Genomic DNA, 13,975 nt, shown 5'->3' with positions numbered 1-13,975 from the left:
TCGTTATGTTGTGAGGTGCTGCGGTAACGGGAAGCCGGTGTGAATCCGGCGCGGTCCCGCCACTGTGACCAGGGAGTTCCTCTCCATCTGTGCCACTGCGTCCGTCGGGCGTGGGAAGGCGGAGGGGCGTTGCGATCTGGGAGCCAGGAGACCGGCCGCGGTGCAACACCCCAGTGGTTCCACGCGGATGGAAGAGGGTCACTCGATGCCCGGTTCTGCCTGGGCGCGCTCAGCGCTGCCCGTGTCTCCTGCATTACTGGATCGCCGCGCGTTTCTGCGTGGTCTCGGAATAGGTGCCATTGGGCTGACGGCCTGCGCGCCTGGTGGGGCGGCGACGTCCGGGCCGGGGGAGCCGCGGCGTGGCGGCAGGCTGCGGGCGGTCGTGTCGGGCACCAGTTCCAGTGCGGACACCTTGCACCCGTTCGTTGCCGGATCGTGGGGCGCGGGCATCGTGCTGAAGAACGTGTTCGACAAACTGTGCGCCTACAACGACGATCTCACGGTCCGGATGCGGCTGGCCGAGTCGATCGAGCCCAACGCGGACGGTTCGATGTGGACGATCCGGCTCCGTGACGGCGTCCAGTGGCACAACGGCAAACCGTTGTCCGCCGACGATCTGGTGTATTCGATCCGGTATCTGCTGGATCCAGCCAACACCTTCAGTGGGGCGCAAGACCTGTCGATGGTGGACAGCGCCGGGGTGACCAAGGTGGACCAGCGGACTGTACGCGTCCCGATGCGTACCCCGATCGCCGACCTGCCTTCGCTGCTTGCCGGTTGGTACAACTACGTGATTCCTGAGGGCACCACCAAGTTCGACAACGAGAACCCGCCTGTCGGGACTGGGCCGTTCAAGTTCGTCAAGTGGAGTCCCGGCGACCGGGTGCTGCTGGCCCGCAACGACGCGTACTGGGAGAACGGGCGGCCGTACCTGGACGAGCTGGAGGTCATCTTCGTGACCCAGCCCGACACTCGGCTCAACGCGTTGCTTGGCGGGCAGGCCGATGTCGCGCACGAGCTGGCCTGGGCACAGGCTGCGGCACAGCAACGCAGCGGCCAGATCCAGCTCACGGTGTCCCCAGCCGGCCGCATGCAGAGCTTCAACATGATGGTCACCGCCGAGCCGTTCACCGACCCGGCGGTGCGCGAGGCGTTGAAGCTTTCGGTGGACCGCAGGGAAATCGTGGACACGGTCTACGCCGGTTACGCCGACGTGGGCAACGACCTGTACGGGCTGGGCGCGCCGTTGTACGCCTCCGATCTGCCGCAACGGGCCTACGACCCGGACCGGGCACGGTCGTTGCTGCGTGCAGCAGGCAAGGAAGGACTGAGCGTCACCCTGCACACCTCGGACGTCACACCCGGCATGCTTCAAGCGGCAACTCTGTATGCCGAACAAGTTAAACGGGCAGGCATCACCATCAACCTGCAGCAGGTCCCGGCCGACTCGTACTGGTCGACGGCATGGGCGAAGCAGCCCTTCACACAGAGCGGCTGGGGCAACTACGCCCTGGACTGGTTCTACGGCCAGACTGTGCTGTCCTCAGCGGAAAGCAACGAGACGGCTTGGCGTCGCCCGGACTGGGATCAGCGGTACTTCCAGGCCCGCGCCACCATGGATCCTGGCCTGCGCGCGCAACGATACGGCGAGTTGCAGCGAGAATTGTGGACTGACGGCGGTTACATCATCCATTCGTTCGTCAAGTGGATCGACGGTGCGCATCCTCGTGTCGGCGGGCTGCGCGGCGCCCCACCGGCATCCGACGGCTGGGGCAACTACCGTGAGATCTGGCTCGGCCAGTGAGCCCTTTGCTGGCTGCGTGCGGCCGGCGCCTCCTTGCCGGGGCAGGGTTGGTGGCGGCAGCGTCGGTCCTCGTGTTTGCGGGGACGACGTTGCTGCCGTCCGATGCCGCGGAGGTGGTGCTGTCCCGGTCGGAGGGCGCGGGCGGCGGGACCCCGGAGCAGATCGCCGCACTGCGCACTCAGTTGGGTCTGGACCGTCCTTGGCCGCAGCGATATCTCGACTGGGCCGGCGGTTTGCTGCACGGCCAGTTGGGCACGTCGTTGATCAGCGGTCGTCCGGTCGCGGACATCATCGGCGACCGGTTGGGCAACACGCTGATCCTGGCGGGGATCGCGGCTGTGCTGCTGGTGCCGATCGCTGTCGGGCTTGGAGTATGGGCCGCGTTGCGACAAGGGCGCGCGGGCGACCGGGTCACCTCCGTGACCGCGATCGGGTTGCAGGCGCTGCCCGAGTTCGTGGCGGCGACCGTGCTGATCGCGGTGTTCGCGCTCGCGCTGCGGTGGCTGCCGCCGGTGTCGTTCGTGGCGGCCGGCACCAGTCCTCTGGCGCAACCCGCCGGACTGGTGCTTCCGGTGGCGAGCCTGCTTACTGTGATGGCTGGACAGTCGATTCGTATGGTCCGTGCCCGCGCAGGTCAGGTGACCAACGCCGAGTACGTACGGATGGCGAGGCTGCACGGAATCCCCGAGCGCCGGGTCGTGTGGCGTTATGTGCTGCCCAACGCCTTGGCGCCTGCGCTGCAACTGCTCGCGAGCAGCGTCGCGTGGTTGGTCGGTGGGGTCGTCGTGGTGGAGCAGGTGTTCGCTTATCCAGGGATCAGCGATGAGCTAGTAGCCGCGATCGCCACTCGTGACGAACCGGTGGTGCAGGCGCTGGCTCTGGTGATGGCTGTCGTCACCATCGCCGCGTACACCGTTGCCGACCTGCTTGCGCTTGTGCTGGTGCCCAAGCTGCGGACCGAAGGCCTCCGATGATGCGGCGGTTTGGTCTCACAGGCGTGGTCGGCGCGGTGTTGGTGCTCGTCGTGCTCACCGTGGCATTGGCTGGGCCGATGCTGGCGCCGCACGGCGCGACCGACCGGGTCGGCAGGGCGTTCGCCTCGCCAGGCGCCCAGGCGTGGCTGGGTACCGACCACCTTGGCCGTGATGTGTTGTCCCGGGTGCTGCACGGCGGAATCAGCATCCTGCTGCTGTCCGTCATTGCGCTGGGTCTGGCCTATTTGGTCGGTGGGGCGATCGGGCTCGCTGCTGCGGTCAGCCGGGGCGTGCTGGACGCGGTGCTGATGCGGCCGCTGGACCTTCTGCTTGCACTGCCCGCGTTCCTGGTGCTTGCGGTACTGGCAACCGGTTCCGGTCGTGGCGCGGTGGTCGTGGTGGCTGCCGTAGCTCTTGGTAACGTGCCTGGCATTGCCAGAGTGGTACGTGCTGCCGGTCGTGAAGTCGCGGTGCGTGGCTGGGTGGAGATGGCACACGCGCGTGGGGAGCGCAGAGTTGCCATTGCGCGGCGCGAGGTGTTGCCCAACATCGTGCCCGCGTTGCTGGCCGACGCAGGGGTCCGTGCGACTGCGGTCATCGGGCTGGTGGGCACAGCGAACTTCCTTGGTCTCGGGCTTCAGCCGCCCCTGGCGGACTGGGCTCTGATGGTCGCCGAGAACCGGTCCGGCATGACACTCCAGCCTTGGGCGGTACTCGCGCCCGCGGGGTGCATCGCGCTGCTCGCGATCGGGATCAACCTCATCGCCGACGCGTTGGCCCGGCCCAGGACACAGTCATGAACATCGCACAGGTAACTGGTTTGAGGGTGACCGCAGCGGCCGGCCCGATCCTTGACGGCGTCGACCTCACTGTCCATCCCGGAGAAGTGCTGGGTGTCGTCGGAGAATCGGGGTCTGGCAAGACAACCCTTGGGCTGGCGATGCTCGGTGCTTGCACCCCGGGTACGCGCATCAGCGATGGCAGCGTCACTGTCGCCGGGGGAGTTTCCTACGTGCCGCAGGATCCGGTGCTGGCCCTCAATCCTGCGATGCGGGTCGGCGCCCAGATCGTCGAGATCGCCCGCGTCCGTCCCGGTGCAGTCGAGGATCGTGTCGCCCGTGCGGTTCGCAGAGCGGGACTACCGACGGACCTTCTGCGGCGATGGCCGCATCAGATCTCCGGCGGCCAGCAGCAACGTGTTCTGCTCGCCCAGGCCTTGGTGAACGAGCCCCGGTTGCTCGTACTCGACGAACCCACCACCGGGCTTGACCCTGAGGCCCAGGAGGCTCTGCTCACGCGACTGCGGCGGCTGGCCACCGAGACCGGTTGCGGGATCGTCCACATCAGCCACAATCTCGCGGCCGTGGCCGCCATCGCGGACCGCGTCGCCGTGCTCTACGCCGGGCACATCGTCGAAACCGGTCCCACTGCAGACCTGCTCACGCGACCGAGGCATCCCTACACAGCGGCGCTTCTCGCAGCCGTTCCTTCCGGAGGCGTCCCGATCGGGCTGCCCGGCATGGTGCCTGCAGTGGGCCACCGACCGCACGGATGTGGGTTCGCGCCCCGGTGCCCACTGAGCCAGCCCAGTTGCGCTGCGGAACCGCCCACACCAGTCGTACTGACCGAAAATCACACCGTGGCGTGCCCTCACCACACGCGCACCGCCACGGTCGTGCGACAACGGGAGGCCCGTAACCACAAGCCAGGGCCGCCAATCCTGACCGTCGAGAACCTGCACGCGATGACCGTCGTTGCCGCGTCCTTCAACATCGGTTCAGGCGAATGCCTGGCGCTCACCGGCACTTCCGGCAGTGGCAAGAGCACCATCGCCCGCTGCCTGGTCGGGCTGCACAGGCCCGACGCAGGCGAGATCCGGCTCGGCGCGGTCCGGTTGGCTGCCACCGCGCGACGCCGAACCCGGGAGCAGCGGCGAGCCATCCAGTTCATCCCGCAGAACCCCGCTGACACCCTGGATCCGTCCCGCACCATCGCCGAACAGGTCGCCCGTCCCGCCAAGTTGCTGCGACGCCTGTCGTCCCGCGATGCGCAAGCCGCAGCCCTCGAGGCTCTCGACCAAGTCAGGCTGCCCGCCGCTGCCGCCATCCGACGACCCGGCGAACTTTCCGGCGGCGAACGTCAACGCGCCGCCATCGCCCGTGCCCTGATCGCTCAACCCGAGGTACTGATCTGCGACGAGATCACTTCAGCCCTCGACGTATCCGTGCAGGCAGCCGTACTCGAACTCCTCGACGACCTCCGCGCCGAAACAGGCATGGCCCTGCTGTTCATCAGCCACGACCACGACGTAGTCGCCACCCTCGCCGACCGAATCGCCACCCTGCCCGCCGCAACAATCACCGAAGCGAAACCACTCCACGACAGGCAGGGGTGAGGCAGGCGTCGTACGCGTCAGGACTGTCCGGCCAGGAAGCACTGGCCGGACAGTCCACAATGGTCCGGTTACCGGGTCGCGACGGCTTGTTCGGCGGCGGCCAGCCATTCGCGCCATTGGGCGGCCTGGGCTTCGGCTTGTTCGGCGCGGCGGGCGTCGCCCGCGGCGCGGGCCTTGGCGGCCTTGGACTCGAATTCCTCGACGCGCTCGCGGAACTGGGCCGCGCGGGCCTGGGCTTCGGGGTCGGTGCGGCGCCATTGCTGGTCGGCGGCGTTGCGGACGCGTTCCTCGACGGCGCGGAGCTTGCCCTCGAGTTCGCGGACGCGTTCGCGGGGGACCTTGCCGATGGCCTCCCAGCGTTCCTGGATTCGGTGCAGGTGGGCCCGTGCCGCGTCCAGGTCGCTGCCTGGGTTGATCTTCTCCGCCTCGGCCAGCAGTTCTTCCTTGGCGCGGGCGTTGTCGTGGAATTCGGCGTCGCGTTCGTTGAACGCTGCCGAGCGGCGGGCGAAGAACTTGTCCTGGGCCGCGCGGAACCGCTGCCAGAGTGCGTCGTCGGAGTCCTTCGGCGCGCGTCCGGCTGCCTTCCACTCGGTCATCAGGGCCTTGTAGCGCCCGGCCGTCGGGCCCCAGTCGTCGGACTCGGCCAGCTGCTCGGCCTCCTCCACCAGTTCCTGCTTGCGGGCCTTCGCGGTCGACCGCTGGCGGTCCAGGTCCGCGAAGTGGGAGCCACGCCGCCGGTTGAAGGTGTCGCGGGCCTTGGAGAACCGGCGCCACAACTGCTCGTCGGTCTTACGGTCCACGCCGCGGATGGTCTTCCACTCGTCCAGGATCGCCCGCAGCCGGTCGCCCGCGACCTTCCACTGCGTCGACTCGGACGCGATGGTCTCGGCTTCCTCCGCCAGCTCCTGCTTGCGTGCCACCGACCCGGCCCGGGCGGCTTCACGCGCCTGCTTGGCCGCCTCGATCGCCTGGCGGGCGTGCGCGAGCACGTACTCCACGCGAGCGTTCAGCGCGCCCAGGTCGCCCACGACCGCCGCGTCGACCAGGCTTTCCTTGATGTGCTTCGCACTGGTCAAAGACTGCTTCGGGTCGCCCGCCCCGGACACGATCCGGGCTTCGAGCAGCTCCACCTCGGTCCGGATGTCGTCGAACCGGCGCGCGTAGTGCGCGAGCCCTTCCGCCGGTTCGCCCGCCTGCCACGAGCCGACTGACCGCTCGCCGTCGTCGGTCTTCACGTAGACCGTGCCCGCCTCGTCGACCCGGCCCCACTTGGTGGGGTCGGTGGACGCGACCGGTACCGGCGCCGGCGCCTTGAGCTCCACGGGCTCAGCGACCGTCGCGGCAACGGGCTCAGATTCGGCCACAGCCACCTCAGCCACCTCAGTCACCACCTCCGCAGTCACCTCGGTCACCTCGGCCACGTCCGTGCTCTGGGTTGTTTCCCTGTCCGTCATCGCCGGCTCCTCCTCGCCTGCGTGCCCGCGCCTCCCACGGGCGCCCCGGTCTCCGCCGGGGCCCAGCAATGTGGAAACCGGCCGCATCGGCGACTGGTTCCGCGCGCATTCAAACAGGTCAACGCCCGAGTCGGAACCACCAGGCTCGCAGCGGGCCATCCGGGTAACGTTCCACAGCGTGATCGTCCGCGCCGCAGTAGTGCCTTATCCACCACTTCTGGTACCCGAACTGGTCGTCGCGGACCTGCCCGAGGTGCGCTCGGTACGCCGTACGTGCGTGGCCGCGGCGAAGCTGCTGGCCCAGGGTTCGCGCAGGTGGATCGCTGTTGCGCCAGGATTTGGCGAGGTTGCGGCCGATTCGGTCGGAACCTTCCAGGGCTTCGGGGTGGACGTCCGGGTACGGCTGAATCCGGACACGGAGGGTGATCTCGACCCGGGTCTGCCGTTGCCGGTATTGATCGCCGCCTGGTTGCGAGAGCAAGCACATGCACTGCGGGTGAGCGTCCATTTGGTCGCACCGGACGCCTCGAGCGCTGAGTGCCGCGCGCTGGCCGCGAGCATCGCGAACGAGACGGACGATCCAGTTGGACTGCTCGTGCTCGGAGACGGCTCGCCGAGGCACGGCGACCGCGCTCCGTCGAGGCCCGACGAGCGCGCGCCGGGGTTCGACGAGACTGTCCACAAGGCTCTGGCGGACGCGGACACCGAAGCCTTGCTGGCACTCGACCAACAACTCGCGGCCGAACTCGGCGCCGAGGGACGCGCGCCCTGGCAGGTCCTCGCCGGGCTGGGCGGCGAGTGGAACTGCGTGAAGAGCGACCTGCTGGTGCCGTACGGCGTCGCCTACCACGTGGCCGTCTGGGATCCTGTTCTGCCGTGACGACACCGATCGCGATCGTCGGGCCCACGGCGACCGGCAAATCCGACTTGGGCATCGCGCTGGCCGAACGGCTCGGCGGCGAAGTGGTCAACGCCGACGCGTCCCAGCTCTACCGGGGAATGGACATCGGCACGGCCAAGGTCACCATGGCCGAGCGCGCCGCCACAAAGCACCATCTGCTCGACGTTCTCGACGTCACGGAGAACGCCTCCGTCGCCGCCTATCAGCGGCACGCCCGTGCCACGGTCGAAGAGCTGATCGCGCGGGGGAAGCTCCCGATCCTGGTCGGCGGTTCCGGGTTGTACGTCCAAGCCGTACTCGACGACCTGGAGTTCCCCGGTACGGACCCGGAGATCAGGTCTCGGCTGGAGGACGAACTGGCCATGGTCGGCGCGTCCCTGCTGCACGAACGCCTGGCCGGGCTCGACCCGGTCGCGGCGGGCGCGATCCTGCCGAGCAACGGCCGCCGGGTGGTGCGTGCGCTGGAGGTGATCGAGCTGACCGGCCGGCCGTTCTCCGCGACCATGCCGCGACCTGGGCCCGCGCGGTACGGCACCGTCCTGATCGGGCTCGATCGTGAGCCGTCCGAACTGGACGCCCGGATCGACGCCCGCGTGCGAAGGATGTTCGGCGCGGGATTCGTCGACGAGGTGCGAGAGCTGGAGAAACTGGGCCTGCGTGACGGCCGGACAGCGTCGCGTGCGCTCGGCTACCAGCAGGTTCTCGCGGCGTTCGACGGCGAGTACGACATGGCTGAGGCCGAGTCGCTGACCGCGCAGGGGCATCGGCGGTTCGTGCGCAGGCAGCGGTCCTGGTTCCGGCGCGACAAGCGGATCATCTGGCTGGACGCGGGCCGTGATGACCTGGTCCACGAGGTGCTCCGGGTGGTCACCACGTAACCTTGACCGGGTGCGGGACATCGAATTCGTCAAGGGACACGGCACGGAGAACGACTTCGTGGTGCTGCCCGACGTGGACGCCCAGCTGGACCTGACTGCGGCGCGGGTGCGTGCGCTCTGCGACCGCAATCGTGGCCTGGGCGCCGACGGTGTGCTGCGGGTCGTGCGTGGCTCCGCGGTCGAGGACGCCCCGTCCGATGTGGACCCGGACGGCTGGTTCATGGACTACCGCAACGCCGACGGGTCGACCGCTGAGATGTGCGGCAATGGTCTCCGGTTGTTCGCGGCCTACCTCGTCGATGTCGGCTTGGTCGATGGCCCCGAGTTCGTCGTGGGCACGCGTGCGGGCGCTCGTCCCGTGCGGACGCACGAAGACGGCTCCGTGACGATCCAGATGGGCCCGGCGAGGATCTTCGGGCGGTCGCAGGCGACGGTGTCCGGATCGGCGTTCCCAGGCGTGGCGGTCGACGTGGGCAACCCGCATCTGGCGTGCCTGATCGACGGCGACCCGGCCGATCTGGATCTGACCGTCCCGCCGGGGCGCGACCCGGTTCTGTTCCCGCACGGCGTGAACGTCGAGTTCTTCCGCCGCAAGGGGCCGGACGCGATCCAGATGCGGGTGCACGAGCGTGGCGTGGGGGAGACCCGCGCCTGTGGCACAGGCACGGTCGCTGCCGTGGCGGCGTTGCTGCACTTGGAGAACGAACCGTCCGGCTCGTCCTATGTGGACATACTGGGTGGCCGGGTCCGCGTCGAGATCACCGAGGACGGCAGCACCCTCACTGGGCCGACGGCGCAGGTTGCGCGGGGGAATCTTGATCGGAAGTGGTGGGAGTCGGCGTCCTGACCATCGTGCGGATCGGCGAGAACATCATCCACACCCAGGACACCGCCAGTCCGCCCGCGGCCACCCACAACGTGCCGCGTACGCCGATCAGTTCGCCGAGTCCGCCACCGGCCAGCGAACCCAGCGGGAACGCGCCCCAGATCATGAACCGCATGCTCGCGTTCATCCGGCCGAGCAGGTGGTCCGGGCAGATCGTCTGACGGAAGCTGACCTGGGCGACGTTGTGCACGATCACGCCGTAGCCCACGCCCAGGTGCCCCAGGACGGTCAGCCAGACCAGCCAGCCCGGCTGGCTGAGCGGGATCAGCAGCTCGAACGGTGCGATGGCCACCAGTGCGACCCACATCGACCGGACATTGCCGATCCGGCGGTACCACCAGTTCGCGGTGATCGCGCCGACAGCGCCGCCCACGCCGCCGACTGCGAGCACCAGACCGACCTGGGCAGGGCTCAGGTGCAGGTCATGGGTCAGAAACAGCACCATGCCCGCGGTCTCCATCTGGAAGAAGAACCCCGCAGTGGTGCCGGTGAGCGCGATCGCACGCAGCATCTTGTTGTGGAACACGAACCGCAGGCCCTCGGCGACCTCGGTGCGCAGCTTGCGATCCGCTTTCCTGTCCGGCTGCGGCTCGACCTTCTTGATCCGGAACAGAAACAGCCAGGACGCCACGAACCCCAGCCCGACCGACGCGGTCGCGTTCGCGGCGCCGACCAGTGAGGCCAGGCCGCCGCCCAGCGCGGGCCCGGACACCATCGCCACGGACTGGCTGGCCTGCAGTTTCGCATTGCCCTCCAGCAACTGCTCGCGGCCGATCAGCGCGGGCAGATACGCCTGGTAGGACACGTCGAAGAACACCGTGCACACCCCGACCAGGAGCCCCACGACGATCATGTGCGGCAGGGTGAGCACCCCGGACCACCACGCCACCGGGATGCTGAGCAGCAGGGCCGCCCGGGTGAGGTCCGCCCGCAGCATCAGCTGGCGTTTGCGCATCCGGTCCACCCACGCGCCTGCGGGGAGCCCGATCAGCAGGAACGCGGCTGTCTCCGCGGCGACCAGCAGACCCATTTCGAACGGCGTCGCGGCGAGAACGGTGACCGCGACGAGCGGCAGGACCGTGGTACCGACAAAGGTGCCGAACTGGCTGATGGTGTCGCTAGCCCAGAGCAGGCGGAAGTCATGGTGGCGAAACAGGGACACCTGACCCACCCTGCACCACTTACCCCTGGTTGGGGAACGAATTACCCCGTGCCGGGCGTTGTAAGGGATGCGATAACCAGTCGGCGGATTGTTCCAGCCGTGCGACCATGAGAACTGCAATGACGGAAACGACAGCGAAGGACAGGGCTCACTCTATGACGGAAGATTACGCGGAAGAGCTGGTCTCGACTGGGGAGTTGGAGCTCGAGGACCGTTCCGCGCTACGTCGAGTGGCCGGGCTGTCCACCGAGCTTGCCGATATCACCGAGGTCGAGTACCGGCAGCTCAGACTCGAACGAGTGGTTCTGGTCGGTGTCTGGACCGAAGGCACCGCCGAGCACGCCGACGCGTCGCTCACCGAGCTGGCGCGGCTGGCCGAGACGGCGGGTTCCGAGGTCCTCGAAGGCCTCATCCAGCGGCGTGACCGGCCGGACCCGGCCACCTACGTCGGCTCCGGCAAGGTCGAGGAGATCATGCAGACCGTGCTGGCGACCGGCGCGGACACCGTGATCTGCGACGGTGAGCTCTCGCCTGGCCAGCTGCGCCAGCTCGAGGCCCGCCTGAAGGTCAAGGTGATCGACCGGACCGCGCTGATCCTGGACATCTTCGCGCAGCACGCGCGGTCCAAGGAGGGCAAGGCCCAGGTCGAGCTGGCCCAGCTGCAGTACCTGCTGCCCCGCCTGCGGGGCTGGGGTGAGTCGCTGTCCCGGCAGGCCGGTGGCCGAGCGGGTGGCGGCAACGGCGGTGTGGGTCTGCGTGGCCCCGGTGAGACCAAGCTGGAAACCGACCGGCGCCGGATCCGGGCCAAGATCTCCAAGCTGCGCAAGGAGATCGCGGCGATGTCGGGCGTACGGGCCACCAAGCGTGGCCGTCGTGTGGCCAACGAGGTGCCCAGCGTGGCCATCGCGGGCTACACCAACGCGGGCAAGTCCAGCCTGCTCAACGCCATCACCGGCGCGGGCGTGCTGGTCGAGGACGCGTTGTTCGCCACGTTGGACGCGACCACGCGCCGGACCCAGACACCGGACGGCCGGACGTACACCCTGACCGACACGGTCGGATTCGTGCGGCACCTGCCGCACCAGCTGATCGAGGCGTTCCGGTCCACTCTCGACGAGGTGGCCGACGCGGACCTGCTGGTGCACGTGGTGGACGGCTCGGACGAGAACCCGGAGTGGCAGGTCAACGCGGTCCGCGAGGTACTGGCGGAGATCACCGAGCGCAACGACACACCCATGCCACCGGAGATCCTGGTGGTGAACAAGATCGACGCGGCGGACGACCTGCAACTGGCTCGTCTGCGGCACCTGCTGCCGGGCGCGGTGTTCGTGTCGGCCCACAAGGGCCTCGGCATGGACCAGCTGCGTGAGCGGCTGGCCGAGGAGCTTCCCCGGCCGACGCTCGAGGTCGAGGTGCTTGTGCCGTACGCCCGGGGCGAGCTCGTGGCCCGGGTCCACCGTGAGGGTGAAGTCCTCGCGGAGCGTCACACGCCGGACGGCACTCAGCTACACGCACGGGTGAATGGCGACCTGGCCGGGGCATTGGGCCAGTTCGCAAGCAACGGCGCGCCCGCCTGACGCGTCTACTTGTCGTGATCGGGGAGAAGCGCGTACGCAAAGCCATGGCCAGTGTGATCGGGGCCATGGCTTTGCTTGCCTTCACCCCGCTTGCGGCCCAAGCGGATCCGGTCGAGCGTTGCAAGCTCAACGTGAAAAGCATCGGTGAGCTGTCCGGCCTCGCGTCGGACGGCTCCAAGATGTACGCGACCAACGACGGCGGCACGAAGCTGACCGTGAGCGTTCTCAACAAGGAATGCAAGGTCGAGGCCACGATCACGAACAAGACGGACCCGTTCGACGTCGAGGACATGGCTCGTACCAAGGACGGCACGCTCTGGCTCGCCGACACCGGCGACAACGGCAAGAAACGGGAGACCGTCGCGCTGCACGCGTTGACCCCGGACGGCAAGTCGACGCTCTATCGACTGTCCTACCCGGACGGTCAGCACGACGCGGAAGCGTTGCTGATGGACAAGAACGGCGTGCCGTTCCTGGTCACCAAGGAGCCGTTCGGCCCGGCCCAGGTGTTCAAACCGGAAGGCACGCTGGCCAGTCCTGGCCCGACCAAACTGGCCAAGGTGGGCGCGCTGGACTTCAAAACCACCGACACACCAGGCGGTCCAACCTCGGTCCCGCACGCCATCAGCACGATCCTCGTCACCGGAGGCGCCGTGAGCGCCGACGGAACCGTTGTGGCGCTTAGGACTTACACAGACGCGTACCTCTACAGCGCTCCGGACGGCGACATCGTCGCCGCGCTCGGCCGTGAGCCTGTCCGCGTGCCGCTGCCCAACGAACCACAGGGTGAAACCATCGCCTTCGAACCCGACGGCACTTTGCTGACCGGCTCCGAAGGCGTCGGCCAGCCGATCCGTGCCATCGCCGGCGCGGCAGCCATGGTCGCCCCCAAGCCCCAGGCAGGCGGTAACCCAGCCGCTGCGGGCAGCGCGGGCGGAGCCAATGCCGCTGGTCCGGGCACTTCGGATGATTCGGGTTTCCCGACGTGGGCAGCGGTTGTGATCGGAGTGCTCGTGGTGCTGGGCGGCGTGGCCTTCATGGGCCGGGGCCGCAAGCGCGCTCGATGAATTGTCGCCGCACTCGGGATATCCGGGGCGCTGCTACAGGATGAACTACCCGCAGGCTTGCGTCTGCGGGCACTTCACCCGGTAGCAACGTCCCGGAATGCCGGGTGCGGCCGTTAAAGTCGGCGCAGGACTGCCACGACCTTGCCGAGGATGGTCGCCTCGTCGCCTGGGATGGGCTCGTAGGCGTCGTTCTGCGGCAGCAACCAGACGTGGCCGTCGCGCAGCTTGTACGTCTTGACTGTGGCCTCGCCGTCGATCATGGCCGCGACGATCTCGCCGTTGTCGGCCACGGACTGCTGGCGCACCACGACCCAGTCGTCGTCCGCGATCGCCGCGTTGATCATCGAGTCGCCGGCGACCTTCAGCAGGAAGAGCGAGCCCTCGCCGACGATCTCCTTCGGCAACGGGAACACGTCCTCGACGGCCTGCTCGGCCAGGATCGGCCCACCGGCGGCGATCCGGCCCAACACGGGAACGTACGCGGGCGTGGGCGCCGGCGTGTCGTCACCGGCCAGCTGGGCCGCGTCCGCATCCGGCGGCAGCACGCCGATGGCGCGTGGCCGGTTGTGGTCGCGGCGCAGGTAGCCCTTCCGCTCCAGGGCCTTGAGCTGGTAGGCGACCGAGGAGGTCGAGGTCAGGCCGACCGCCTCGCCGATCTCCCGGACGCTCGGCGGGTAGCCGACACGTTCGACCCACGCTCTGATCACCTCGAGCACCGCGCGTTGTCGAGGGGGCAGGGTTGCAGAGTCCAAGTCCTCGGCCTGCTCGGGGAAGGGACGGACGTTGTCGCCCTGCTCACCGGTCTTGCTGCGCTGCGGCACCGCTTCCGCCTCCAAAATGCGTCGCCCACCTGTGGGCGAGCTCGATCATCTTCACT

At 68.4% G+C, this 13,975-nt stretch carries 12 protein-coding genes and 1 riboswitch; of the genes, 9 read left to right on the top strand and 3 right to left on the bottom strand.

All coding sequences use genetic code 11. The features are described from left to right. Positions 1–4 precede the first annotated feature (4 nt). A riboswitch (cobalamin riboswitch) is annotated at positions 5–174 on the top strand. A 31-nt stretch (positions 175–205) separates the two neighbouring features. From JOF56_RS56075 to JOF56_RS56060, 4 genes are all read left to right on the top strand, one after another. Next, positions 206–1,804 carry an ABC transporter substrate-binding protein gene (locus JOF56_RS56075; RefSeq protein ID WP_209647658.1) on the top strand — a complete coding sequence of 533 codons (1,599 nt, stop codon included), beginning with the start codon at positions 206–208 and terminating at the stop codon, positions 1,802–1,804. A gap of 71 nt (positions 1,805–1,875) precedes the next feature. Further along, positions 1,876–2,778 carry an ABC transporter permease gene (locus JOF56_RS56070; protein WP_209647657.1) on the top strand — a complete coding sequence of 301 codons (903 nt, stop codon included), beginning with the start codon at positions 1,876–1,878 and terminating at the stop codon, positions 2,776–2,778. Further along, positions 2,778–3,578, top strand: a complete 801-nt coding sequence (locus JOF56_RS56065; protein WP_209647656.1) for an ABC transporter permease — start codon at positions 2,778–2,780, stop codon at positions 3,576–3,578. Before JOF56_RS56070 ends, JOF56_RS56065 begins: the two co-directional genes overlap by 1 nt. Continuing rightward, positions 3,575–5,173 (top strand): ABC transporter ATP-binding protein, encoded by a 1,599-nt coding sequence (locus JOF56_RS56060; RefSeq protein WP_209647655.1) that lies wholly within the window; start codon positions 3,575–3,577, stop codon positions 5,171–5,173. The genes JOF56_RS56065 and JOF56_RS56060 overlap by 4 nt, the downstream gene beginning before the upstream one ends. Positions 5,174–5,241: 68 nt before the next feature. On the opposite strand, the gene JOF56_RS56055 is transcribed toward JOF56_RS56060, so the two are convergent. Further along, positions 5,242–6,627: a DUF349 domain-containing protein gene (locus JOF56_RS56055; RefSeq protein WP_209647654.1), complete on the bottom strand. Its 1,386-nt coding sequence runs from the start codon at positions 6,625–6,627 to the stop codon at positions 5,242–5,244. A gap of 178 nt (positions 6,628–6,805) precedes the next feature. On the opposite strand from JOF56_RS56055, the gene JOF56_RS56050 reads away from it, so the two are divergent. Genes JOF56_RS56050 through dapF form a run of 3 tightly spaced genes read left to right on the top strand, consistent with a single transcriptional unit; the run spans position 6,806 to position 9,253 of the window. After that, positions 6,806–7,507, top strand: a complete 702-nt coding sequence (locus JOF56_RS56050; protein WP_209647653.1) for a class III extradiol ring-cleavage dioxygenase family protein — start codon at positions 6,806–6,808, stop codon at positions 7,505–7,507. Beyond that, entirely contained in the window at positions 7,504–8,406 is a 903-nt protein-coding gene (miaA, locus tag JOF56_RS56045; protein WP_209647652.1) for a tRNA (adenosine(37)-N6)-dimethylallyltransferase MiaA, read from the top strand. Before JOF56_RS56050 ends, miaA begins: the two co-directional genes overlap by 4 nt. A 10-nt stretch (positions 8,407–8,416) precedes the next feature. Next, positions 8,417–9,253, top strand: a complete 837-nt coding sequence (gene dapF, locus JOF56_RS56040; protein ID WP_209647651.1) for a diaminopimelate epimerase — start codon at positions 8,417–8,419, stop codon at positions 9,251–9,253. Here dapF and JOF56_RS56035 read toward each other — a convergent pair. Continuing rightward, positions 9,186–10,463 carry an MFS transporter gene (locus JOF56_RS56035; RefSeq protein WP_209647650.1) on the bottom strand — a complete coding sequence of 426 codons (1,278 nt, stop codon included), beginning with the start codon at positions 10,461–10,463 and terminating at the stop codon, positions 9,186–9,188. The genes dapF and JOF56_RS56035 overlap by 68 nt on opposite strands. Positions 10,464–10,609: 146 nt before the next feature. Here JOF56_RS56035 and hflX point away from each other — a divergent pair, with 146 nt between their 5' ends. Together hflX and JOF56_RS56025 are read left to right on the top strand one after the other, a co-directional pair. Beyond that, entirely contained in the window at positions 10,610–12,031 is a 1,422-nt protein-coding gene (gene hflX, locus JOF56_RS56030) for a GTPase HflX (protein ID WP_245378815.1), read from the top strand. Between the two features lie 44 nt (positions 12,032–12,075). Beyond that, positions 12,076–13,098, top strand: coding sequence for a hypothetical protein (locus JOF56_RS56025; RefSeq protein ID WP_209649096.1), 1,023 nt, complete (start codon positions 12,076–12,078; stop codon positions 13,096–13,098). 113 nt (positions 13,099–13,211) lie between these two features. Here the strand turns inward: JOF56_RS56025 and lexA are convergent, their stop codons facing one another. Next, the gene (lexA, locus tag JOF56_RS56020; protein WP_372448350.1) at positions 13,212–13,919 is read right to left on the bottom strand and encodes a transcriptional repressor LexA; all 708 of its coding nucleotides are present in this window, start codon (positions 13,917–13,919) and stop codon (positions 13,212–13,214) included. Between the last annotated feature and the right edge of the window lie 56 nt (positions 13,920–13,975).

This window comes from Kibdelosporangium banguiense, assembly GCF_017876405.1.
Lineage (GTDB): Bacteria > Actinomycetota > Actinomycetes > Mycobacteriales > Pseudonocardiaceae > Kibdelosporangium > Kibdelosporangium banguiense.
Note: the sequence above shows the minus strand (reverse complement) of the source record. Positions and strands in the feature narration are given on the sequence as shown.

Bases quoted from the DNA above. Each gene is read 5' to 3' on its own strand.
- JOF56_RS56075 (WP_209647658.1), top strand. From the start codon at position 206: ATGCCCGGTTCTGCCTGGGCGCGCTCAGCGCTGCCCGTGTCTCCTGCA.
- JOF56_RS56065 (WP_209647656.1), top strand. From the start codon at position 2,778: ATGCGGCGGTTTGGTCTCACAGGCGTGGTCGGCGCGGTGTTGGTGCTC.
- JOF56_RS56060 (WP_209647655.1), top strand. From the start codon at position 3,575: ATGAACATCGCACAGGTAACTGGTTTGAGGGTGACCGCAGCGGCCGGC.
- JOF56_RS56055 (WP_209647654.1), bottom strand. From the start codon at position 6,627: ATGACGGACAGGGAAACAACCCAGAGCACGGACGTGGCCGAGGTGACC.
- hflX (WP_245378815.1), top strand. From the start codon at position 10,610: ATGACGGAAGATTACGCGGAAGAGCTGGTCTCGACTGGGGAGTTGGAG.
- JOF56_RS56025 (WP_209649096.1), top strand. From the start codon at position 12,076: ATGGCCAGTGTGATCGGGGCCATGGCTTTGCTTGCCTTCACCCCGCTT.